Source organism: Variovorax sp. CCNWLW225, from assembly GCF_037204045.1.
Lineage (GTDB): Bacteria > Pseudomonadota > Gammaproteobacteria > Burkholderiales > Burkholderiaceae_C > Variovorax.
Genome location: NZ_JBBCBV010000021.1, coordinates 1 through 20876, shown reverse-complemented (window position 1 = coordinate 20876; position 20876 = coordinate 1). Strand labels below are relative to the sequence as shown.

Sequence of the window (20876 nt, the reverse complement as noted above, 5' to 3'; positions counted from 1 at the left end):
CATGGCAACGATTGGAAGGCGTGCGTACGCCGAGATATTCGGCCCGACCGTGGGCGACCGGGTACGTCTTGCGGACACCGACCTGCTGATCGAGGTGGAAGCCGACTACACGCTGCGCGCCGGCGGCTACGGCGAAGAAGTCAAGTTCGGCGGCGGCAAGACCATTCGCGACGGCATGGCGCAGTCGCAGCGCACGCGCGACGGCAAAGGCAGCGGACCAACCGCCGGCGGCGCCGTCGACACCGTGCTAACCAATGCGCTGATCCTCGACCACTGGGGCATCGTTAAAGCCGACATCGGCCTGAAGGGCGGCCGCATTGCTGCCATCGGCAAGGCCGGCAACCCCGACGTGCAACCGGGCGTGGACATCGTCATCGGCCCGGGCACCGAGATCATCAGCTGCGAAGGCAACATCGTCACTGCGGGGGGCATCGACAGCCACATTCACTTCATCTGCCCGCAGCAGATCGAGGAAGCGCTGGCTTCCGGCGTCACCACCATGCTGGGCGGCGGCACCGGCCCGGCCACCGGCACTTTCGCGACCACCGCCACCCCCGGTCCCTGGCACATCGAGCGCATGCTGCAGGCGGCCGATGCGTTTCCGATGAACCTGGGCTTCCTGGGCAAGGGCAACGCCAGCCTGCCCGATGCACTGCACGAGCAGATCGACGCCGGCGTCATAGGCCTGAAGCTCCACGAAGACTGGGGCACCACGCCCTCGGCCATCAGCAACTGCCTGGACGTGGCCGACGCCACCGACACGCAGGTGGCGATCCACAGCGACACGCTCAACGAATCGGGCTTTGTCGAGAACACCATTGCCGCCGTGGGCGGCCGTTCGATCTGCGCCTTTCACACCGAAGGCGCGGGCGGCGGGCATGCGCCGGACATCCTGCGCGTGGTGGGCGAAGAGAACTTCCTCCCCTCTTCCACCAACCCCACCATGCCCTACACCGTGAACACGCTCGACGAACACGTCGACATGCTCATGGTGTGCCACCACCTGGACGCCGGCATTGCCGAGGACCTGGCCTTTGCCGAGTCGCGCATCCGCAAGGAAACCATTGCGGCCGAAGACGTGCTGCACGACCTGGGCGCCATCAGCATGTTCAGTTCCGACAGCCAGGCCATGGGCCGCGTCGGCGAGGTGGTGCTGCGCTGCTGGCAGACGGCGCACAAGATGAAGCTGCAGCGCGGCAAGCTGCCGGAAGACAACGAGCGCAACGACAACTTCCGCGCCAAGCGCTACGTGGCCAAGTACACGATCAACCCCGCCATTGCGCACGGCATCGCGCACGAGGTGGGCTCGCTCGAAGTGGGCAAGTGGGCCGACATCGTCATCTGGAAGCCCGCTTTCTTCGGCGTGAAGCCCTTCACGCTCATCAAGGGCGGCACCATCGCCATGGCCGCCATGGGCGACCCCAACGCGTCCATTCCCACGCCGCAGCCGGTGCACTACCGCCCGATGTTCGGCAGCTACGGCGGCTCGCTCGCCAAAAGCTCGCTGACCTTCGTCTCGCAGGCCGGCTTGGCCGCGGGTATCAAGGAGCGCTACGGCCTGGCCAAGCATCTCAGCGCGGTAAAAAACATCCGCAACGTGCGCAAGAAGGACCTGATCCACAACAGCTACGCGCCGAAGATGGAAATCGACGCGCAGACCTATGCGGTGCGCGCCGACGGGCACCTGCTGACCTGCGACCCGGCGGTGCAACTGCCTCTGACGCAGCGCTATTTCCTGTTCTGAGCGGAGCGCTCAGGGTCTTGCACAAGAGGCCCGGCGCCCGCTTGACAGGCTGCGTATCCTCAAGGGTATCCATCCTGTCGTTTCACGCCTTTGGCGTTCCATTCGCACCATGCTCACCGCCAACAAACTCATGCCCCAGGGCCGCGGCCTTGCGCCCGTGCTGCTGAAGCGCGCCGCCACCATCGAACTCGACTGGGACGTGCGCCAGAAAAGCCGCTTCGACGCCACCGATTCGCAGGGCCGGCAGATCGGCGTGTTCCTGCCGCGCGGCACCGCAGTGCGCGGCGGCGACGTGCTGGTGGCCGAGGACGGCTCGCTGGTCCGCGTGATCGCCGCGCCGCAGCCGGTGCTGCGCATCACGCATTGCACGGCTCACGGCACGCCGTTCGACCTGACGCGCGCGGCCTATCACCTGGGCAACCGGCATGTGCCGATCGAGCTCAAGCCCGACCACCTGAAGATCGAGCCCGACCATGTGCTCGCCGACATGCTGCGATCGATGCACCTCATCGTCGTTGCGGTCGAGGAAGCGTTCGAACCGGAGGGCGGCGCCTATGGGTCGCATGAGCATTCGCATGGTGGTGCCCATGACCATTCGCATGATCATGGTCATTCGCATTCCAAGGGTCCGAAGCCGCTGGTGCTTGCACCTGAGCTGCTCGATGACCATGGCTGATTCGGGGCGCGCACCCGCCGACGGGGTACCTTTCTCCGCGAATGTCCCCCGGCCTACGGCCTCCTCCTTTATTTCGCTGCGCAAGGCACCCCATCGACGTGTGCGTGATGAACGGCGGTCGTTGATCGGCTGTTCACCAGCAGCGCGTCCATGTGCACAGGGCATCGGGTGCTCCGCGCAGCGAAATAAAGGAGGAGCCGAAGGCGGGGGACATTCGCGGAGGGGAGTACCCGGTGGCCTGTGCGCCCGCCCTGAACAGCGGCGCGCCACCAAGCAGCGCCAAACGAACAGCTGACATGCCCGACGCACAAAGCCTCCTGCAGCTCATCTGGCTAGCATCCCCGGCCCTCCCCGTGGGCGGCTTCTCCTATTCCGAGGGTGTCGAAGCAGCCGTCGAATGGGCTGGCATCGATTCGGAAGTCAAAGCCATCGAGTGGCTCTCCGACCAGCTTTACCTGAGCTTCGCTCGCGGCGACCTTGCACTGGTAGCGCAAGCCATACCCGCCTGGCGCGAAGGCGATGCAGCACGCATCCGTCAACTGAACGAGTGGGTCATGACCACCCGCGAATCAGCCGAGTTCTTCTTGCAGACCGAACAGATGGGCCGCTCCTTCGTCGAATGGCTCAAGCTGCACCACGACGACACCGCCGCCGTTTTTGCCGACCTGCCCGCGAGCTACCCCGTCGCGTTTGCTTTTGCCGCAAGCCGGACCGGGGCTTCGGTGCACGACGGCTGCCTTGCCTTCGCCTTCGGCTGGGCCGAGAACATGGTCGCAGCGGCAGTCAAGGCCGTGCCGCTCGGCCAGAGCGCGGGCCAGCGCATCCTTGCCCGCCTTTCGAACGAAATTCCCGCCGCCGTCGAACGTGCCATGCAGCTCGGCGACCACGAACGCCAAGCCTTTGCCCCCCTTTTGGCCGTGTTGTCGGCACGCCATGAAACACAATACTCGCGCCTCTTCAGAAGCTGACCGAACCGGACCTTTGCCATGACCTCCGCCCTGCACCACATTCCCCATCGCACCAAGAAACTGCCGCCGCTGCGCGTGGGCATTGGCGGCCCGGTCGGCTCGGGCAAGACCACGCTGCTCGAAATGCTCTGCAAGGCGATGCGCGACAAGTACGACCTGGTCGCCATCACCAACGACATCTACACCAAGGAAGACCAGCGCCTGCTCACCGTGTCCGGCGCCTTGCCCGCCGAGCGCATCATGGGCGTGGAGACCGGCGGCTGCCCGCACACCGCCATCCGCGAAGACGCGTCGATCAACCTCGAGGCCATCGACCGCATGCTCGAGGACTTTCCCGATGCCGACGTGGTGTTCGTCGAATCGGGCGGCGACAACCTCGCGGCCACCTTCAGCCCCGAGTTGTCCGACCTGACGATCTACGTGATCGACGTGGCGGCTGGCGAGAAGATTCCGCGCAAGGGCGGCCCCGGCATCACCAAGAGCGACCTGTTCGTCATCAACAAGACCGACCTGGCGCCGTACGTGGGCGCGAACCTCGACGTGATGGAGCAGGACACGCAGCGCATGCGCCGCCAGCGGCCCTACGTGATGACCAACCTCAAGACGCATACCGGCGTGGCCGAAGTGGTCGCCTTCATCGAGAAGCGCGGCATGCTCACAGCCGCCTGAGCCCCTTCGGCATTCGCGCATCTGTGCCATTCCGGGCCGCGCCTTGCGTCGGCATCGGATGACACGCGCATGCGCCCAACTTCCTCATGGCGCCGGCTTTCGGCCGCCTACGGTGGTGCTTTCTATTTTCGAACCACGCGAACCCCGCGAACGAACAACGGAGAGCAACCAAGCCATGACCACCACCGACGAACACGCCAAGCTCTGGGACCTGATCAAGGACACCCGCTACGGCATGCTGACCCATCGCCACGCCGACGGCCAGCTGCACAGCCATCCGCTCACCACGCAGAGCAAGAACATCGAAGAAGGCTCGACGCTCTACTTCTTCGTGCCCAAGAATGGCGACATTGCGCGCCATGTGGCAAGCGACCCCAGCGTGAACATCGCCTACGCCAACACCGACGCCGACAGCTATGTGTCCGTGACCGGCCGCGCCACGCTGCGGGAAGACCAGGCCAAGAAGGAAGCTCTTTTCAACCCCGCAGCCAAGGCCTGGTTTCCCGGCGGTGCGACCGATCCGAACCTGGCATTGCTTGCAGTCGAAATCATCGGCGCCGAATACTGGGACGTGAAGGAAAGCAAGATGGTGCAGTTGCTGAAGATGGCCAAGGCGGCCATCACCGGCGATCAGCCGCCGTCGCTGGGCGAACACAAGAAGCTGGATATCGGCTGAGAACGGGCGAAGGAGCATCGCTGTTCCGTCGCTTGCGATTAGAGGCTGCCGCCCAGCTCCCTGGCTTGCAGGCCCGCTTGCCGGGTACTAGACTGGACTGTGAAGGCACCCGCAGTGCCGGGGGCCAAGGAGCAGGCCATGTACAAGCGCATCCTCGTCGCAACCGATGGCTCTTCACTCTCCGACAAAGCGGTCGATGCCGCCATCGACCTGGCCTTGCTGGCGCGGGCCGAACTGGTGAGCGTGACCGTTACGCACCTGCTGCCCTATGGCTACTTCGAAGGCTCGATGGTGATGAACCAGCGCGAAATCGAAGCCTCGCAGGAACAGGTGGACAACGACGCCCAGCGCCTCGTCGATACGGTGCGGACCACCGCGGCGGCCAAGGGCGTTCGCAGCGCGCAAGCCATTGTGACCAAGTCCAACCAGGTGGCCGAGGCCATCATCTCGACGGCCAAGAACCAGCAATGCGACCTGATCGTGATGGCCTCGCACGGCCGGCGCAGCCTTGCGCGCCTGCTGATGGGCAGCGAAACTCTGCATGTGCTGACGCATTCGCACATTCCGGTGCTTGTGCTGCGATAGAGGCGATTGCGATTTTTCGGCAACAAAGCACAAGTTCACAGTTCGACTTGATCGTTTCCGGGCCATTGCCTGCACCGCTGCTACCCTTGCCGCTCCAAGGCCAATCCTGGCCGATCAAGGGAGTAGGTAATGAGTCTTTTGTGGTTTCTGGTTGTGGGCCTGGTCGCCGGCTGGCTGGCCGGCATTCTGGTCAAGGGTGGCGGCTTCGGCTTGGTGGGCGATCTCATCGTGGGTGTGATCGGTGCTTTTCTTGGAGGCTTTTTGTTCAGCACGTTCGGCGTGTCGATGGGTGGCGGCCTTGTCGGCAGCCTGATCGTTGCCACCGTCGGTGCCGTGGTGCTCCTGTTCATCGTTCGCCTGATCAAGCGCGCATAGCGTTTTCTATTGAAATCAAAAATCCCACGCGTTGCCGCCTGGACCCTGCTTCTCCTTCTGGGCCTGGCGGCCACTGGCATCGCACTTGTCCTGAGCCTTGACTGGAATCGTGCGCGGCCATGGATCAACCAACGCGTGAGCGAAGCGACCGGGCGCCCGTTTGCCATACGCGGCGACCTGGTCTTGCAGTGGAACAACCCCGAGACTGAAACAGGCTGGCGCCGCTGGGTGCCCTGGCCGAGGCTGAGCGCGCACGACATCACCCTGGGCAATGCAGACTGGAGCAAGACCGGCCCGCACCTGGCAGAAATCAAGCAGCTGACTTTCTCGCTGAACCCGCTCTCGCTGCTGGATCACACGATCCGCATCCCCACGCTGGAACTCGCGGGCCCCGTTCTTTCGCTGGAACGCACCGCAGACGGCAAGAACAACTGGACGCTGGCCTCCGACAACACGGCGCCGTCGGCCTGGAAGCTCGACCTGCAGCGGCTGGTGCTGAACCACGGCACCGTGAAGCTTGCCGATGCGCAGGCAAAGCTCAATCTCAAGATCGATGTCGAAAGCCTGCCGCGCGAAACCGCGGAGGGCTATGGCATCGGCTGGAAACTCGGCGGCACGTTTCGCCAGACTCCGCTGCACGGCAGCGGCCGGGCTGGCGCGGTGCTTTCGCTGCAGCAGGACAAGAAGCCCTACCCGCTGCAGGCAGGCGTGCAGATCGGCACCACGCGCATCGACATCGCAGGCACTTTGACCAAGCCCGATGCGCTCGCGGCGCTGGACCTGCGGCTGAAGCTTTCGGGCGCGAGCATGGCGCACCTGTACCCGATCACCGGCATCACCCTGCCCAACACGCCGCCCTTCAGCACCGAAGGCCACCTCGTCGGCAAACTCGACAAGGCCGGTGGACGATGGCTGTACGAACATTTCAAGGGCAGCGTGGGTGAAAGCGACATTGGCGGCACGCTCGAATACATCTCACAGCAGCCGCGGCCTTTGCTGCGCGGGCAGGTGCAATCCAACCAGTTGCGGCTCGAAGACCTGGCACCGCTGATCGGCGCGGACTCCAACGCCAGCAAAGCCAAGCGGGGTGCCGCCGCCGTCCAGCCGACGGACAAGGTGCTGCCGGTGGAAAAGTTCGACACGGCAAGCTGGGGCAGCATCGACGCAGACGTGAAATTTGCCGGCCGCAAGATCATCCACGCCAAGGACCTGCCCATCGACAGCCTGGTGGCGGATTTGCATCTGAAAGACAGCGTGCTGTCGCTCACGCCGCTGAGTTTTGGCGTGGCGGGCGGCACCCTGGCCGCCACCGTGAAGCTCGACGGCAGGCAAAACCCGATTCGCGCGGATGTGCGGTTTTCGGCGCGCCGCCTGAAGATCAAGGAGCTTTTTCCAACGCTGAACACCATGCAGGCCAGCCTCGGTGAAGTCGGCGGCGATGCGGCATTGTCCGCGGTCGGCAACTCGATTGCGAGCTTGCTGGGCACGTCGAACGGAGAAGTGAAGGCGCTGGTCAGCAAGGGCACCATGAGCAAGTTTCTGCTCGAAGCCATGGGGCTGAACATCGGCAACGTGGTGGCAACCCAGATCTTCGGCGACAAGCAGGTTCAGCTGAACTGCCTGGCAAGCGACTTCAAGGTCACGCAGGGCGTGATGCAAACGCGCTCGTTTGTGCTGGACACCGATGAATCGATCATCAACGTGACAGGGCAAATCAACTTGTCCAGCGAGCAGCTGGCACTGGAGATCCAGCCGCGGAACAAGGCGCTGCGCGTGCTCTCGCTGCGCTCGCCCCTTTATGTGAAAGGCACGTTCAAGAACCCCGATGTCGGCGTCGACAAGGGCGCGGTTGCGCTCAAGCTGGGTGCCGCAATTGCGCTGGGTGCCGTGGCCCCCGCCGCTGCATTGCTGCCGCTGCTGAACGTGGGGGCCGAGGAGTTTGCAGGCTGTGCGCCGCTGGAGGCCGCTGCAACGAAGAAGCCGCAGGCACCCGTTGCAAAGGCCCCGTCGCGCTGACAGCGCGAGAACGCGTTGGCAGCTCGTGGCCCGTTATTTCTGCGTATTGGCGCGTGCTGCGTGCGCCGCCCGGCACGCCTCTGTTGCGCGATACGAAGCCAATGCAAAGCAGCGCGCCTCGGCCTCGCGCGCAAGCGCCTCCAGCGAGCGGCGCTCTTCGGCCGCATCCACCTGAAATTCGACGAGCCACTTCATGATCATTGCCATGACGATGAGCAGGCCGATGAGGGCGGCCATCAATGTGCCACGCCAGTTGCGGATGCGCAGGACCGAAGATTCCGAGTTATTCATTGCTGTGGGTGTGCAAGCCGGCAATATCAAAAGTTGCCCTGTTTGGCTTGGCCACGAAGATACGTGGTGCGCCCGAATTCCCACAGGAAATGTTTCACGTTCGGGATTGGTTACGTGTAACACCGCAACTAGGGTACAACTCTGTCCAGTACGCCACACACCCTTCGGCGAAGTTCTCGCCGCGCGGGAATTCGGCGTTCGCATTCAGTCAAACTCGGGTGCTGTACCTATCTTTTTTCCAACCGTTCTATTGAAAGGAACTCCTGTTTTGAATAAGACCGACCTCATTGCCGCAATCGCAGAAGACACCAACCTCAGCAAGGCCGACGCAGGCCGCGCATTCGACTCGGCGCTCGAGCATCTGTCGCGCGCCCTGGTGCGTGGAGAAACCGTTCAGCTGATCGGCTTCGGCACCTTTACCGTGGCGAGCCGCGCCGAGCGCCAGGGCCGCAACCCATCGACCGGCGAAGCGATCACCATCAAGGCCAGCAAGAGTCCCAAGTTCGCCGCCGGCAAGGCGTTGAAGGACGCGATCAACCAGGTGGGCTGATCGATCGGGGCACCAGCCCCGATCCAAAGTTGGCGATTCGCCGGCTCGAATGCGTTTTCGGGCCAGCGCGCCAACCTGCAGCGCACCGCTGTACAAAGCCCGGCGCCGGGTCAACCGTCGCCTTCGGGCAAGAACCTGAAATACGCGCGTGCAGGCTGCTTCTCGGGCAAGACGTAGACCACGCCGCGCGCACTGCCGAACACCGGCTTCACATAGGCGTCGTAAAACGCCGCGGGCACATTGATGCAGCCATAGGAGATGCGGTGATCTTCCGCATTTGCCGACGCCAGCCGCTCCAGCCGCCGCTCTGACTTGTTGTTCGTTCGAACGCGATGCATGGACACGGCCGCGCCATAGTCCACCCAGACAATATCTTCGCCTTGCAGGTTGACGCCAGGCTCTGAGACAAAGCGCCCGGCGGGCGTGGTGCGTTCATCAGGGCGTATGTCGGAAAGCTTTCGCTCGCCGATGCCTGGCACCGACTCGTCTCCTTGCGCGAGCCCCAGCAGCACGGGCGATGCGCCTTGCAGGGTACCGTCAGCGCCAAAGATGAAAACGTGCGCTTTCTTCTTGTCGACGATTACGAAAGGAAGGCCTTGGTTGTCTTGCGCGCTGGTGGCTGCTTGCGCCAGCTGCCGCACTTCGACCGATGCTTGGGCGATTGCGGAATTCTCGGCAGCACTGGTTGCCGCGTGAATGAAGGCTGCCCCGCATGCAAACGCAAAAGACAGGAGCAGGGAGTTTTTCATAAGCGGCAAAACATGGCGCGAGAACCCGGCTCGGAGCGTGGCCGCAACTCAAAGTTGGCGGCCACGCCAAGGCGCCGGAGGCGCAGTCGATCAGCCGCGGTCAGCGCGGGCGCGGCGCACCGGCGGTGCGGGCGCCGGCTCAGGTGCGGGCATTGGCGCAGCAACGGGTGCCGGTGCCGGCGCCGCCACCATGCGCACCGGCTCGGGCGCCGGTGCCGGGGCAACCACGCGCACAGGTGCGGCGGGCATGGCGGCTTGCAGCGTGGTGCCGGTTTCGCCCATGGGGCCGCCGGTCTGGTTTTGTTGTCCGGCCGGCATGTACACGTTGCCCGAGATGGCTGGCATGTCGGTCTTTGCCGCTTGTGCAACGCCTTGCGCCATTGCCGGTGCGATTGCGAAGGCCATGGCCGAGGTCACCAGAACGTGAGCCACCGAGTGCTTGATTTTCATTTGTAATTTCCCTGAAGTCTTGATTGCGACTGGCAACCCGGGGGCGGATGCCCAGCGCGAGCGCAGTCTGCAATCAAGAACGCAGGGAGCGGCGCGAAGACGACAGCGCGCACTCCACGATCCGCACAAGTCGTGAAATTTGACGCGCTTGCATGCGCTGATGCGATGCCATTACGCGCCGCGCCAGCCGCCGCCGAGCGCCTTGTAAAGGTTGACCATGTTCACAGCCTGCTTCAGTTGCATCTCGATGAGCTGCTGTTGCTCCGAATAGAGCTCGCGCTGCGCGTCCTGGCTCGAAAAATAATCTTCCAGGCCGCCGCGGAACCGCGTGCGCGAAATGCTCGCCACCTTTTCGAGCGCCTGCACGCGGGCGTGCTGTGCCTCGAGTTGCGGGCGCATGTGGTCGTCGGCAATCAGTGCATTGGCGGTCTCGCGGAATGCGACTTGCGCGGCGTACTCATACGATGCCATGGCAGCAGCCAGCCGCTCTTCGTTGCCGGTGATATTGGCCGAGCGGCGGCCCCAATCGAAGATGGGCAGCGACACACCCAGCACGCCGGCCCAGCTCCTGTTGCCGCTGCTCAGCAGCGTCGACAAATCTCCGCTGATGCCGCCCGCCAGCGCCGTGAGCGAAATGGTGGGCAGCATGGCTGCCTTGGCCGCTCCCACGCCGGCGTTGGCGGCCTCCACCCGCGAATACGCCGCCAGAAGGTCCGGACGCCGCTGAAGCAGGCTGGACGGCAGACCCGCTGCCACCGATGCCGTCGAGCGCTCCGGCCAGGGCCGTGCGCTGCCCGTGTCGGGCGGCACCGGTTGGCCGACCAGTACGTTCAGCCATTGCAGGTCTTGCGCAACGCGCATGCGGAATTCTTCTTGCCGCACCCGTGCGTTCTGCAGCAGCGACTGCGCGCGGTACACGTCGAGCTGCGCAGCGCCGCCGGCCGCTTTGGCGCGGCCGATCATGTCGGCGTTGGAGGCCAGGCCGCTTTCGTTGGCATTTGCGAGCGCAAGCAATGCACGGTCGGCGCGCAGCGTCAGATAGGCGTTCGACACTTCGCCCACCAGGTTCATGCGGGCCGCGGCAAAGTCCTTGTCGCCCGCCTCGGCCAACGCGCCGGCTTGCTGCGCCGTGCTCTGCTGGCGCCCGAAGAAGTCGAGCTCATACGACGTGACGCCGGCCTGGATGTCGAAGCTGTTCGACACACGCCCGTCGGACGGCACATTGCCCACTGGGCTGAGCGAGCCTTGAGGCGTGGTTTGCGCGCGCTGCGCATGGCCCGACAGCCCGATTTGCGGGAACAGCGAGGCACGGCTTCCCGCATACACGGCGCGCGCTTCGCGGGCCTTCGCGGCATAGGCGCGCAGGTCGCGGTTCTGGGTGAGCGCGGTGGCTATGAGCCCGCGCAGTTCATCGTCCTGAACAAAGTTGCGCCATTCGACCGGCTCGGCATTGGGCGCCGCGGTGCCCGCAGGGAATTGCGAAGGCAACGCCAGGTCGGGCTGCTTCATGGGTGGCGTCATGTTGCAGCCACTCACCACCAGCACCACGCACACCGCCAGCACCATCAGGATGAGCCGCAGAGAAAAGCGCACGAACCCTGCTTCGGGCGCGCCGAAGCCCGCGCTGGCGAGCAAGGCCGACGCGGCACGCCATGGCCGTACCTGAACCGCGACGTGGCTCGGGGGCACGTTGAACACATGGCTTACCAAACGTTCGCGCTGCGCCTCGGTGCCGGCAAATCGCAGTTCGGCCCCAGCCGAGCTTTTGCCGGCAAGCTTTGCAGGCAACCAGCCGACCGGCTCGACGTACACCTCCAGCGGCTGCCCCACGCGCATGCGCTTGAGAGCGCGCGATTCGAGCAGCGCGCCATCCGCAGCAATGTTGACGAAGCGCGAGTCGACTTCGCCGGTGGCCGTTCGCAGCCGGGTGCGCGCGCGCCAAGGAAAGCGCTCTTCCTGATCGGGCCGTGGCAGATCGACGCAGGCGATGAGCGCCGCCAGGCAAAGAACAAGCGCAATGCCGGTCCACACCAGATTCAGCTCGTCGCCGGGCGTGAGCTCCTCGCCGCTCAAGGCCACCGACGCGCCACCCAGTTGCAGCGCCACCAGCAGCCCGCCGAACACCGCCACCAGCTTCCAGTGCACCACCGTCTTGGAGCGGTCGAGTCCCTTGTTCGTTACCTTGAAGGGGCGCCCGAAGGGCCGCAGCATTGCGCTGGCCAGCGTGCCCGTTACCGCCATGGCGGCCACAAGCTGGCTTACCTCGCTGAACACCGGCAGGCAGCGCCGCTGGCTGATCCAGTAGCTGTAGGCCCAGAACATCATGAGCGGTGGCAACCCGAATGACGCAAAAGCTTGCGGCGTGGCGTGGAACACCGACACGCCTGCGTACCAGTACAGCGCAGGCGCCAGCATGATCATTGCCATGAAGGGCTTGCCCAGCCAATGCAGCAACCCGTGCAGGAAGTGCAGACGCGCCGAGAAGCTGTAGCCCTTGCCGCGCAGCGGACCGTTGGGCAGCAGCGCGAGCTGCACCGTGCCCAGGCACCAGCGGCTGCGCTGGTTGATGTAGTCGATGATGCTCTCGGCCGACAAGCCGTTCGACAGGCGCTCGCCCAGCCAGCGCGTGATGTGGCCCTTGCGCAGCAGCAGGTAGGTGGTGTGGATGTCTTCGCACACGCTGCCCACCGGAAAGCCGCCCGCGGCGGTGATCAGGTCGCGCCGCACGATGAACGAGGTGCCCACGCAAAAGGCCGAGTCCGCCGCGTCCTTCGCGGGTTGCAGCACGTCGAAGAACACGCGCTGCTCGTCGACCCAGCTGTCGGTGGCGCGCAGGTTGTGCTGGATGGGGTCGGCGTTGTAATAGAACTGCGGCGTTTGCACCAGCCCGACCTTGCGGTCCGCGAAGAGGCCGAGCATGCGGTAGATGATTTGCCGCTGCGGCGCAAAGTCGGCGTCGAGCACCAGGATGTACGGCGCGTTGGTTACGCCCGCAGAAATTTTCAGCCCGTTGTTCATGTTGCCCGCCTTGGCGTGGCTGTTGTCGGGCCGGCGCGCGTAGTGCACGCCCTTGCGCTCGCAGTAGTCGCGCAGCCAGTCGCGCCGGGTGTCGTCCAGCACCCAGACGTTCACTCGCGGATAGTCGATGGCCTGCGCGGCGATGATGGTTTTTTCGAGCACCGCCAGTTCTTCGTTGTAGGTGCAGATGAACACATCCACCGCCGGCACCTTGTCGCCGCGCCGGCGCAGCTCGGCCTCGCCGAGATCGGCCAGCTTCGTGTTGTCGCGGCGGCCCACCAGCATGTGGATGGACATCAGCGTGTAGACGATGGCCGTGAGCTCGAAGGCCAGGAACACCCACGCAAACAGCGTTTCAAAGCCCAGGTCCGAAGGCGGCATGGTGGCCACCACGCGCCACACGGCATAGCGCATCAGCAGCAGCGCGGTAAGCGCGCCAAACACCATGCGATGGCTGGTGCGATCGACCCGCGCCAGTGACATGAGGAGAAGCGCGAGGCCCGCAACAAGGGCGTTGAGCTGGAACTCCGGCGTAGCGATCAGGTTGGACATGATGGGATAGCTCCTGCGGCAATGGTCTTGCCGGTGAAGGGGTTGAAGCCGGTTGCGGCAAGCGCAATCCAGGCGGTAGCGCCCAAGTGGGGCCAGCGGTAGTAGTAGAAGTCGGCGCCCGTCGAGTCCGGTCCTATGGCCAGGCCGGTGGAAATGCGGGCGCTCGGGGTTGCGTAATACAGGCCGTTGTCGGCACGTTGCGATGCAAGCAGCTGCCACAGCGCCTCGGGTGCCGTGCCCTTGCGCGCCACCAGCGTGGCGGCGGCCTGCGCGCTGCCCTCGGTCCAGATGCCGTCGGGGTTGCGCGAGAAGCCGTAGCCTTCGGCAAAGCGATGGTTCTTGTCCACCCAGTCGAGCGCCCGGGTCCACGCGCACGAACCTTCAGGCGCCGCCAGCACGGGCCACAGCTGTGCATCGAGGCCCGAGGCTTCGGTGGAAATGGTGGCGCCGTCCTCCTTGGTGCCGATATTGAAGCGCTGCTCCTGCGCATTCCACATGCGATTGACGAACTCGAGCGCGGTGCGGGCCTGCTGGCGCTCGGCTTCGGCGGGCCCGCCTGCGCGCGCGGCCCAGGCTGCAGCCATGGCAATGTCGATGTTGTGCTCGGTGGACTTCCACGTCTGCGCGCGCTGCGCGTTGTCCCAGCCATACCAGCCGCCGTTGTAGCCGTCGGGCGCATTCTTGGCGCGGGTGCGCTGCTCGATCCAGCCCAGCAGCTTGCGCGCGCTGTCCAGGTAGGCCGCCGACCGATCCGCCTCTGAAAGGTTCAGCAGCAGCAACGCGGCCCAAGCCACGTTGCCGGTGGCGGTGCTCACCTGGTAGGCATCGGCAATCCATTGCTTCTTGCCCGCATCCCAGCGGCCCGGCAGCGCGGCCTTGTCTTCGGTCATGGGACCTGCGCGATAGGCGTTGCGCACGCGGCCGTCGGGCATGCCCGGGTCGCGCTCCATCGCTCGCACCACGGCATCACCGATGCGCTTGGCCGAAGCCGTGTCGCCGCAGGCCAGCAGCGCAATGCCGGCCAGTGCGTTGTCATAAGTAAAGGCTGCGCCGGCCAGCGCGGGCTCCAACGGCGGGCCCTGCTTGTTGTCCGCAAGCCGGTAGCTGGCCAGGAACAGCGGCCCCGAGGCTGCGCCCTTCTGGTCTTCAGCCACCGCGCGGCGCAGCCCCTCGCAGCTTTGGCGCGCGAGCTGCTGCTGCGTGGCGCCAGGCTTTTGCGCATGGGCCGCGGGCATCAGCAACATCGACACCATCGATGCGACAGCGCAATGCGCCAAGGTGCGCGGAATGGAGGAGAGAACCTGCATGGGCTTGTTCCGGCTGCTGGGCGTTGCATTTCTGCCTGCGCTCAAGATCTTTGAAGGGTGGCCGTCACCACCTTGCCGGGGGCGCACATGTTGCTGCCTCCATCCGCCGGAGCCGCTGGCGCCTCTTTGCTTTCGATGCGCGCCACGGCGTAGAGGGAGCCCTGTTCCGCGTAAGGGAACGGCACGCTGTAGGTGCTTTGCAGTTCTTCTGAAGCCACGGGCAGCAATTGCTCGACCCGTGCCGGCATCGACTTGGAGTTTTCGCCGATCTTCACGTCGAGCATGGAGCCGATGCCCAGGCGCTTGGCCACGCGCGCCGGAAACACCGCCACCACACCAAGCCGGCTGCAGTCGGTTACACGCACCAGCGAGGCACCGGCCGTGACGTAGGCGCCCTCAGGCGCGAGCACCGAATGAACCTGCCCCGCCTGCGTGGCCTTGATCTCGTAGGAAGACAGCTTTTCGACCCGGCGGCGCTCTTCATCTTCGAGCTGAATGACTTGCTTGAGCTGCTGGAGAATGGCCGCGCCGTCTTGCTGGGCGCGGCCCACGCTGTTGCGCAGCGCCTCGCGGCGGCTTGCCAGCGTCTGGAAAAGGCTGTTGCCGCTGGTGCCCACAAAGGCGCCCTGCCCCGCGCTTGCCACCGTCTGGGCCTGGCCGGCAAACGCCTGCTCCGCCACAGCCGCAGTGGCTCGGGCTGTGTTCAGCTGCGCCACCGATGCGTTCATGACCTGCTCGCTGATGGCGCCTTCGGCCAGCAAGGCCTGGTTGGTCTTGACCTTGTTTTCTTGCTCTTCGACCATGCTGTGCGCCGCGTCGCGCTGCCGGCGAGCAACCTGCCAGGCCTCCCAGGCTTGTGCCACAGAGGCCTGGCGGTGAACGTTGGCCTCCTGGCCGACGGACCTCATCTCCTGGTTGTCGGCCTTGAACTGGTTGCCCAGCTGCGCCAACTGGCTTTGCAGCGCCAGGTGCTGCGAACGCAGCGTGGTCAGGATTTCCTGGTTGACGGTCGGGTTGCGCACCGTGGCCACGGTGGTGCCTGGCTCTACCGTGTCGCGGGCGTGCACCACCATTTGCGTGACCACGCCGTTGATGGGCGACGTGATCAACGCCACCGGCGCCTGCAGCACCGCCCGGGTGGCCTGCGACGACAAGAGCGGCTGCACCAGCGTTGAGACCATCAGCCACAGCACAAAAGCCAGCAGCACATAGCCCGCCAGCTTGGGAACAAAGGCGCCCGATTGCCGGCGCTGGACGCTGGACAAGAAAACCAATGAAGGCAGTTTCGACACACGCATACCCCACCTCTTTGATGCGAAGGCGTGCGCCGAAGACCGGCGCAACATCCATTGAATGAAAGGAATTGCCCACAGCACAACGGAGCCGGCCGACGTGATGGCCAGCGTGTCCGCAATGCTGCAGTGCAATAAGAAGGTACGGCGAAAGGCGATTTACCACTGCTTCGGTCCGCAACAAGATGTGCGAACTTCACATTGCCGCCGCTCGTCCGCTCGCGCAAAGGTCCTACACGGCTCGCGGCTTTGACCGGGTTGACAACAAAAGACCTCATGCGGCAAGCAGCCGCCGCGCCCCTTCAGGCCGCCCAGCGAGCGGGCAGGAAAAGGGTCGGAAGTGCGAGGCGCGAAGGTTCAACCGCTCCACATCGCGAAACCGGTGCGCGAGGGCGGCTGAACATATCCGGTAACCAACCTGATCGAAGCTGACGGTTTTCGACAACGCCTGCAACGATTGGCCGTGGCAAAGCCCCTACGCAGCCGCATTTACATCAGCGATACCTGCGACACAAGGCAATACATGCGGGATTGCGGTTGGCGCCATAGTGCTTTTCCGCGATTTGCAGCCCCCCAGTGCCGGGCCGCCGCAAATTGCCACCCCCACGCTCTTCGGCCGTTTACCGAGGCGCTACCGGAGCACAGGTCGTGTCATTGCTGCCCACGAGCGCCGCCTTCGCCGAGCCGCCCTGTGGAAAAAGCACGCCTTCTTTGCGCGCGCGCACCGCGCGCGAGGCCCTGACGAGTAGCGCTTTATGGTTAATGCGCTGTAACGCCATTGAATGCTATTTGCTTCATCAAGACGCCAAGAACGAATGACGTTTCCGGCAACGTCAGGAAGGGCATGCCATGTCCATCGCGCGCTTCGCCATTCGCACGCTTGTTTGCGTTGCAGCCGTTCCCGCCATTTCAGACGAGCCCCCTGGACCGCACGACCGCGTGTACCTGAGCAAGGCCGAGATCGAGAGCACCTTGATCGGCAAACCCATCGTCTCGAGCAATCTTGCGAGCGGCATGATCTCGCGCTGGCAGTTTTATGCCGACGGCCGCGTCGACTTCGTCAACCGAAGCGGCCCCGGCCGCGCCTCGGGCAAATGGTTTTTGAACCCGGATGGCGCCATGTGCGTGACCATGGTTGCCCGAACCGGCTGCCGCTACTGGTTCAAGACCGAGAAAGACGGCGCCCTTGCGAATGCCAACACCAGGGAGCCCAACGCGCCCACGGTGGCCGAGATTCGATTCGAGCAGCCGTGAAACCATCAGGGCACGACTGCCCTGCACTACTCAGGCACGGCCGATGAAAGCGGCCACCCCATCGCGGAATGCCTGGCTGCCGTACACCTCCTCGATCAGGTCATCGTCGTCCAGCCGCTGCTCGACGACGATGCGGCGGATGCTCTCCTTCACGGCCTTGTGCGTGACCGGCGACAGTGCCATGAGCCGCCCTGCCAGCGCAAGGGCCGCGGCGTCCAGTTCACCCGGCGTGCAGGCCGCATGCACATAGCCGCAGGCCAGCGCTTCCTGCGCCGTCAGGTGGTCGGCGAGCAGCAGCATGCGCTTGACGCGCGGCACGCCCAGGGCGGCCTGCAGCCGCGCGATGTTGCGCGACGACAAGGTGTTGGACAGCGTCCTGGCAATCGGTGCGCCGAAGCGCGATGCGTCGCTGCAGACCCGGAAGTCACAGGCCGTGGCCAGGGCCAACCCGCCGCCCACGGCCCAGCCGTCGACCACCGCCACGGTGGGTACGGCAATGCGCTCGACCGCATCGATGACGCGCTCCACGAATGCCTCGTAGGCGATGCCTTCACGGCCGCCCTGGAAATCCTTGAAATGGCCAATGTCCGTGCCCGAGATGAATGACTTGCCGCCCGCCCCCTTGAACAGCACGCTGCGCACCGCCGGGTTGCGCACGCACGCGCCAATGTGCTCCAGCAGCGCCTCGTACATCTGCAGCGTCATCGCGTTGTGGCGTTCGGGGCGATTAATCACGATCTCGGCCACGCCCGATGCATGGACTGCCAGCCGCACGCATTCAGCTGAACTCACAAGGCCTCCGCTGCGCCGGCGGGCGCGTTGATCTCGGCCAGGATTTCCTCGTTGTGTTCGCCCAGCAATGGCGGGTGCCGGCGCACCTGCTGCGGCGTGCCCAGCAGCTTGACGGGAAAGCCGATGTTCTTGACCTTGCCTTCGATCGGATGGTCGATCTCCATGCACATGCGGCGATGCGTGCCGTGCTCACCCTCAAAGGCCTCCGGATACGACAGGATGGGCCCGGCGGGGATGCCGGCGGCCAGCATGGCGTCGATCCAGTCGGCGCTGTTTCGCTGGCCGAACTCCCGTTCGAGCGCCTCGATCAGCGCCTCGCGGTTCTTCAAGCGCAGCGACACACTGGCGTAGTCCGCGTGCTCGACGAGGTCTGGCCGCTCCAGCAGTTCGCACAGCCGGGTCCAGAGCTTCTGGTTGGTCGCGCCCATCACAAAGTAGCCGTCGCGCGCCTTGACCGCCTGGTAGGGCGCGCTCATCTTGTTGCTGGTGCCCAGCGGTGTCGGCTGCTTGCCCGTGCCCCAGTACTCGGACATGTCCCAGATCGAGAAGGCCATGGCCGCGTCGAACAGCGAGGCGTCGATGTGCTGGCCCACGCCCGACTTCTGCGCGCCGATGTACGCCGCGAGCAGCGCGTAGGTGGCAAACAGCGCGCAGCCGATGTCGGCCACCGGCACGCCGGCCTTGACCGGCTTCTCGCCGGGGTAGCCGGTCACGCTCATCACGCCGGACATGGCCTGCGCCATCAGGTCGAAGCCCGGCCGCTCGGCCCATGGGCCGCTCTGGCCGAAGCCGGAGATGCTGACGTACACGATCTTCGGGTGGATCTTCTTGATGGACTCGTAGTCGATGCCCAAGCGCTGCACCGCGCCGGGGCGGTAGTTTTCGACGATCACGTCGGCGGTCTGGGCCAGCTTGTAGAACGATGCGCGATCGTCCTCGTTCTTGAGGTCCAGCGTCAGCGAGCGCTTGTTGCGGTTCATGTTCAAGAAGCCCATGCTGTCCGGCCCCTTCATCTTGAAGCCCATGGCGCCGCGGGTCTGGTCGCCGCTCGGCGGCTCGACCTTGATCACATCGGCCCCCAGGTCGGCCAGCAGCATGCAGGCGAACGGCCCGGCCATGACCTGGCTCACGTCAAGCACCCGGATGCCCTGCAGCGGCAGTTGTCGCGCGTGGTTCATTTTTTCAGCTCTCCTCGGTGACCTTGGCGGTGCGCACCACATCGCCCCATTTCTTGAACTCGGCGGCCATGAAAGCCGCGAACTTGTCGACGGAACCGCCGCCGTCCTCCACGCCGTAGCCGTCGAAGCGCGCAACCACATCTGGCAGCGCCAGCACCTTGTTGATGTCGGCGTTGATCTGCAGGGCCAGGTCCCTGGACATGTCCTTGGGGCCGACCACGCCATACCAGCTGGAGACGTCGAAGCCCTTGAAGCCCTGCTCGTCCATGGTCGGCATCTCCGGAAAGCCCTTTGCCCGCTGCAACCGCGTCTGGACGATGCCCGTCATGCGCTTGGCCTTGACCTGGGCCGTGGCCGCCGTCATGGTGTCGAAGCTGTAGTCGATCTGCCCGCCGATCAGGTCCGTCTGCATCGGACCCGACCCCTTGTAGGGCACGTGGATGCTCTTGACGTCGGCGGCCATGTTGAACATTGCGGCCGCCAGGTGCTGCACCGATCCCGTGCCGGATGAGCCGAAGCTGATCTTCCCCGGGCTCTTTTTGCACTGCTCGACCACCTCCTTCACCGAGCCGGTGGAATTCTTCGCGCTGGTCACCAGGATGTGCGGCGTGGCGCCGACCATGGCAATGGGCGCGAAGTCTTTCAGCGGGTCGTAGGTGATGCTCTTGAAGATGTGCGGCGAGATGGCGTGCGTGTTGACATGGGCCATCAGCAGGTTCACGCCTTCGGTGAAGCGGGTTCGCGCAAAAAAGTCCGCGGCCAGCGCGCCGGTGGCGCCGGGCTTGTTCTCGACCACCACCGAGCGGCCCCACAGCTCCGAGAGCTTTTGCCCCACGATGCGGGCGAACACATCGGTGCCGCCGCCGGGCGCCCAGCCCACGTAGATCTTGACGATGCCCTTGGGCAACTCTGTGGCCGCGAGGGCCCAGGGTGCGGCCAGCGCGACGGCGCTGGCCGCAATGAAGTCTCGGCGTTTCATCATCTCGTGCGTCCTTTGTCTCTGTCGTAGTAGTAGTGCCGCTACTCTCCCGTAGCGCAGAGGACGTCGCAAGAATGTGAAAGGCATGCCTGGCTTCGCAATCCGCGAAGCCGCCGCCACAAAAGGGCCGCTTTCTTCCTAGGCCTTGTCGCCTATCAACTGGGCCACCACGTTGCGCAGCGTCTGCTCCTGCGCATGGCCTTCCACGCAAGACAGCACATAGGCGCGGTGGTGCCAGTCGCTCAGGATTTCGGCCGAGCCCAGGTCGTCTTCGGGGTGAAAGCTGCGCAGCACCTCGGGTGGCATCAGGCCCACGCCCAAGCCATGGCGCACCAGCGCCAGCATGGTGTCGAAACCGCTGGTCGAGAAGTTGTTGGGAAACGACCGGCCGCGGCTGCGGTAGGCGCCCTGCAAGGCAGACAAAATCGCCGAGCCCTTGCCGAGGCTCACGATCGGCAGGTCCAGAAAGTCGTCGATGCCCACCGGCCCTTCCGCCGCAAACTGGAAATGCCGGCGGCTGTACACCAGCACCAGCCTGTCTTGCCGGTAGTCGAATTTCGGCAGGTCGAGGAACCCGCTCTTCTTTTCATAGATGCCGACGTCGATCACCTTGTCGCGCAGCAACTGCTGCACGATCTTGCTGTTCTCTTCCATGATCTTCAGCGTGATCTGCGGGTAGGTGTTGATTGCCACCGAAAAATGACCCGGCTAACGCGCTAATTTCCGTCTAAGACTGACCCACGTAAAACTCTACC

Annotated in this window: 19 protein-coding genes and 1 pseudogene; 10 read left to right on the top strand and 10 right to left on the bottom strand. The window is 64.7% G+C overall.

The window, feature by feature from the left end; all coding sequences use genetic code 11:
- The first annotated feature begins 1 nt into the window (after nt 1).
- From ureC to V9L20_RS23705, 8 genes are all read left to right on the top strand, one after another.
- Nucleotides 2–1744, top strand: coding sequence for an urease subunit alpha (gene ureC, locus V9L20_RS23740; RefSeq protein WP_337298473.1), 1743 nt, complete (start codon nt 2–4; stop codon nt 1742–1744).
- 109 nt (nt 1745–1853) lie between these two features.
- Nucleotides 1854–2420 carry an urease accessory protein UreE gene (gene ureE, locus V9L20_RS23735; protein ID WP_337298472.1) on the top strand — a complete coding sequence of 189 codons (567 nt, stop codon included), beginning with the start codon at nt 1854–1856 and terminating at the stop codon, nt 2418–2420.
- A 296-nt stretch (nt 2421–2716) separates the two neighbouring features.
- Complete coding sequence (locus V9L20_RS23730; protein ID WP_337298471.1) at nt 2717–3388, top strand: urease accessory protein UreF; 672 nt, start codon at nt 2717–2719, stop codon at nt 3386–3388.
- A gap of 18 nt (nt 3389–3406) precedes the next feature.
- A complete protein-coding gene (gene ureG / locus V9L20_RS23725) occupies nt 3407–4057 on the top strand; it encodes an urease accessory protein UreG (RefSeq protein WP_258502171.1) in 651 nt (216 codons plus the stop codon).
- Between the two features lie 175 nt (nt 4058–4232).
- Nucleotides 4233–4733, top strand: a complete 501-nt coding sequence (locus tag V9L20_RS23720; RefSeq protein ID WP_258502172.1) for a pyridoxamine 5'-phosphate oxidase family protein — start codon at nt 4233–4235, stop codon at nt 4731–4733.
- 138 nt (nt 4734–4871) lie between these two features.
- Nucleotides 4872–5318 carry a universal stress protein gene (locus V9L20_RS23715; RefSeq protein ID WP_337298470.1) on the top strand — a complete coding sequence of 149 codons (447 nt, stop codon included), beginning with the start codon at nt 4872–4874 and terminating at the stop codon, nt 5316–5318.
- Nucleotides 5319–5447: 129 nt separating this feature from the next.
- Complete coding sequence (locus V9L20_RS23710; RefSeq protein ID WP_126747001.1) at nt 5448–5693, top strand: GlsB/YeaQ/YmgE family stress response membrane protein; 246 nt, start codon at nt 5448–5450, stop codon at nt 5691–5693.
- A gap of 21 nt (nt 5694–5714) precedes the next feature.
- Entirely contained in the window at nt 5715–7709 is a 1995-nt protein-coding gene (locus V9L20_RS23705; RefSeq protein ID WP_443098625.1) for an AsmA family protein, read from the top strand.
- A 33-nt stretch (nt 7710–7742) separates the two neighbouring features.
- On the opposite strand, the gene V9L20_RS23700 is transcribed toward V9L20_RS23705, so the two are convergent.
- Entirely contained in the window at nt 7743–8000 is a 258-nt protein-coding gene (locus V9L20_RS23700; protein WP_258502175.1) for a general secretion pathway protein GspL, read from the bottom strand.
- Between the two features lie 268 nt (nt 8001–8268).
- Here V9L20_RS23700 and V9L20_RS23695 point away from each other — a divergent pair, with 268 nt between their 5' ends.
- Nucleotides 8269–8550, top strand: a complete 282-nt coding sequence (locus tag V9L20_RS23695; protein ID WP_126747002.1) for an HU family DNA-binding protein — start codon at nt 8269–8271, stop codon at nt 8548–8550.
- Between the two features lie 110 nt (nt 8551–8660).
- Here V9L20_RS23695 and V9L20_RS23690 read toward each other — a convergent pair whose 3' ends face one another.
- The 5 genes from V9L20_RS23690 to V9L20_RS23670 all read right to left on the bottom strand — a co-directional run bounded on the left by V9L20_RS23690 (nt 8661) and on the right by V9L20_RS23670 (nt 15891).
- Entirely contained in the window at nt 8661–9191 is a 531-nt protein-coding gene (locus tag V9L20_RS23690) for a L,D-transpeptidase (protein ID WP_337298468.1), read from the bottom strand.
- A gap of 198 nt (nt 9192–9389) precedes the next feature.
- Nucleotides 9390–9749 carry a hypothetical protein gene (locus V9L20_RS23685; protein WP_258502177.1) on the bottom strand — a complete coding sequence of 120 codons (360 nt, stop codon included), beginning with the start codon at nt 9747–9749 and terminating at the stop codon, nt 9390–9392.
- Between the two features lie 171 nt (nt 9750–9920).
- Complete coding sequence (locus V9L20_RS23680) at nt 9921–13319, bottom strand: efflux transporter outer membrane subunit (RefSeq protein WP_337298467.1); 3399 nt, start codon at nt 13317–13319, stop codon at nt 9921–9923.
- Entirely contained in the window at nt 13307–14626 is a 1320-nt protein-coding gene (locus tag V9L20_RS23675) for a hypothetical protein (protein ID WP_337298466.1), read from the bottom strand. The genes V9L20_RS23680 and V9L20_RS23675 overlap by 13 nt, the downstream gene beginning before the upstream one ends.
- Before the next feature lie 41 nt (nt 14627–14667).
- On the bottom strand, nt 14668–15891 hold the full coding sequence (locus tag V9L20_RS23670; RefSeq protein WP_337298465.1) for an HlyD family efflux transporter periplasmic adaptor subunit: 1224 nt from the start codon (nt 15889–15891) through the stop codon (nt 14668–14670).
- An 876-nt stretch (nt 15892–16767) separates the two neighbouring features.
- Between V9L20_RS23670 and V9L20_RS23665 the strand changes: the two genes are divergently transcribed.
- Nucleotides 16768–17172, top strand: a complete 405-nt coding sequence (locus tag V9L20_RS23665) for a hypothetical protein (RefSeq protein ID WP_337298464.1) — start codon at nt 16768–16770, stop codon at nt 17170–17172.
- Nucleotides 17173–17202: 30 nt separating this feature from the next.
- Here the strand turns inward: V9L20_RS23665 and V9L20_RS23660 are convergent, their stop codons facing one another.
- From V9L20_RS23660 to V9L20_RS23645, 4 genes and pseudogenes are all read right to left on the bottom strand, one after another.
- Complete coding sequence (locus V9L20_RS23660; RefSeq protein ID WP_337298463.1) at nt 17203–17964, bottom strand: enoyl-CoA hydratase; 762 nt, start codon at nt 17962–17964, stop codon at nt 17203–17205.
- A complete protein-coding gene (locus V9L20_RS23655) occupies nt 17961–19142 on the bottom strand; it encodes a CaiB/BaiF CoA transferase family protein (protein WP_337298462.1) in 1182 nt (393 codons plus the stop codon). The genes V9L20_RS23660 and V9L20_RS23655 overlap by 4 nt, the downstream gene beginning before the upstream one ends.
- A gap of 4 nt (nt 19143–19146) precedes the next feature.
- Nucleotides 19147–20121, bottom strand: coding sequence for a Bug family tripartite tricarboxylate transporter substrate binding protein (locus V9L20_RS23650; protein WP_337298504.1), 975 nt, complete (start codon nt 20119–20121; stop codon nt 19147–19149).
- A gap of 138 nt (nt 20122–20259) precedes the next feature.
- A pseudogene (locus V9L20_RS23645) lies at nt 20260–20799 on the bottom strand (LysR substrate-binding domain-containing protein); the annotation flags it as partial.
- Nucleotides 20800–20876 lie beyond the last annotated feature (77 nt).

Bases quoted from the DNA above. Each gene is read 5' to 3' on its own strand.
- ureC (WP_337298473.1), top strand. From the start codon at position 2: ATGGCAACGATTGGAAGGCGTGCGTACGCCGAGATATTCGGCCCGACC.
- ureE (WP_337298472.1), top strand. From the start codon at position 1,854: ATGCTCACCGCCAACAAACTCATGCCCCAGGGCCGCGGCCTTGCGCCC.
- V9L20_RS23730 (WP_337298471.1), top strand. From the start codon at position 2,717: ATGCCCGACGCACAAAGCCTCCTGCAGCTCATCTGGCTAGCATCCCCG.
- ureG (WP_258502171.1), top strand. From the start codon at position 3,407: ATGACCTCCGCCCTGCACCACATTCCCCATCGCACCAAGAAACTGCCG.
- V9L20_RS23720 (WP_258502172.1), top strand. From the start codon at position 4,233: ATGACCACCACCGACGAACACGCCAAGCTCTGGGACCTGATCAAGGAC.
- V9L20_RS23715 (WP_337298470.1), top strand. From the start codon at position 4,872: ATGTACAAGCGCATCCTCGTCGCAACCGATGGCTCTTCACTCTCCGAC.
- V9L20_RS23710 (WP_126747001.1), top strand. From the start codon at position 5,448: ATGAGTCTTTTGTGGTTTCTGGTTGTGGGCCTGGTCGCCGGCTGGCTG.
- V9L20_RS23700 (WP_258502175.1), bottom strand. From the start codon at position 8,000: ATGAATAACTCGGAATCTTCGGTCCTGCGCATCCGCAACTGGCGTGGC.
- V9L20_RS23685 (WP_258502177.1), bottom strand. From the start codon at position 9,749: ATGAAAATCAAGCACTCGGTGGCTCACGTTCTGGTGACCTCGGCCATG.
- V9L20_RS23680 (WP_337298467.1), bottom strand. From the start codon at position 13,319: ATGTCCAACCTGATCGCTACGCCGGAGTTCCAGCTCAACGCCCTTGTT.
- V9L20_RS23675 (WP_337298466.1), bottom strand. From the start codon at position 14,626: ATGCAGGTTCTCTCCTCCATTCCGCGCACCTTGGCGCATTGCGCTGTC.
- V9L20_RS23665 (WP_337298464.1), top strand. From the start codon at position 16,768: ATGTCCATCGCGCGCTTCGCCATTCGCACGCTTGTTTGCGTTGCAGCC.
- V9L20_RS23655 (WP_337298462.1), bottom strand. From the start codon at position 19,142: ATGAACCACGCGCGACAACTGCCGCTGCAGGGCATCCGGGTGCTTGAC.
- V9L20_RS23650 (WP_337298504.1), bottom strand. From the start codon at position 20,121: ATGAAACGCCGAGACTTCATTGCGGCCAGCGCCGTCGCGCTGGCCGCA.